Origin of the sequence: Protofrankia sp. Cr1 (genome assembly GCF_963555865.1) — a bacterium.
Taxonomy (GTDB): Bacteria; Actinomycetota; Actinomycetes; order Frankiales; family Frankiaceae; genus Protofrankia.
The window spans coordinates 1,656-2,782 of the sequence record NZ_CAUVXO010000702.1 but is presented as its reverse complement, the minus strand read 5'-3'; the positions used below and the strand labels follow the sequence as shown (position 1 = coordinate 2,782).

1 protein-coding gene and 1 pseudogene are annotated in these 1,127 nt (G+C 72.5%); one reads left to right on the top strand and one right to left on the bottom strand.

Annotated features, from left to right (window positions below):
• The coding region (locus U9980_RS28250) for a hypothetical protein (RefSeq protein WP_322770712.1) at positions 1-256 on the top strand (256 nt) is incomplete at its 5' end.
• Between the two features lie 132 nt (positions 257-388).
• Here U9980_RS28250 and U9980_RS28245 read toward each other — a convergent pair.
• Positions 389-1,127 (bottom strand): annotated as a pseudogene (locus tag U9980_RS28245) (hypothetical protein); the annotation flags it as partial.

Below are 1,127 nucleotides of genomic sequence, written 5' to 3'. Positions count from 1 at the left end.
ACTCCTGACCACCCACACCCCCGGCACCCCCGACGGCGACGACGCACCCGGCAACAGCACCCCCACCACCGACCAGCGTTACCACCGCCACCTCCCACCCCACCCCGACCCGGCCACCCTCACCGACACCATCCACGCCCTACTCACCCCGACCACCGACGACCAGACCCACATCGGCAGGCCTGCTGGACTGGACAACCACCAGCCGCCGACGCGGGGCTCGGACGACCGCTCGCCCGCCGGCCGAAAGATGTGAATCCACTGCTATGGGAGCAGCACGAAAGTCACATCGTTCAGGCGACCGCCGACGCGGGGCACGGGCGACCGCTCGCCCGCCAGCGCAGGGTTCAGACGACCGCCGGCGCGGGGTTCGGACGACGGTGGGGCCTCACGGCGAGATGCGGGTTCCGTTCTGGCGGGCGGCGCGTTCGTAGAGATGGGCGGCCCGCAGCGGGTCACCGTTGCGTTCATGGAGCGCGGCAGCCCCGACAAGGTTGTCGGCGAGCTCGGCCTCGAGCGCGTCATCCAGCCAGGTACGCGGTGCCGACGGTGCGTCCGGGACGCGGTTGCGCAGCCTTTTCCACAGCTCTCGGGCACGTTGCACGCCGCCGGCGGGCGGTTGCGGTGTCGGTGTCGACGCGGCAACCGGCACCACCTCGGGTGGCCGTGGGGTGACCTGTGCGTCGACGTCGGCCAGCGCCGCGACGGTCTCCGGTGGGAGCTGAAGGTCCAGATCGGGGCCGGGACCGGCCCACAACGTCCAAACCGGCTGGCGGGCGCGCAGGTCGAAGGCGACGGCCCGGTCCGGCAGCGCCACCACGGCAACGTCGTCCACAACGCCGAACAGGGCTTGGCGGGCGGTCGGGGGCAGCCGCGGGCGCGTCCGGTAGCCGACCGGCAGGAACAGCGGACCCGGGCCGAGGCGGTACAGCGGTTCACCGATCGGCAGCCGTTCGAGCAAACCGCCGGGGGCGAGCAACAGGTGCCTGTCCCGACCGCGGACGACAAACGCGATCTCGGCGAGTGGGTGCCCTTCCAACAGCGGCGGGACGCTGGCGAGATCGTCGTCGTCGAGGAGCGCCGCGGCGATGTCCACACCGCTGGTGCGGCCCGGCACGATCGCGACC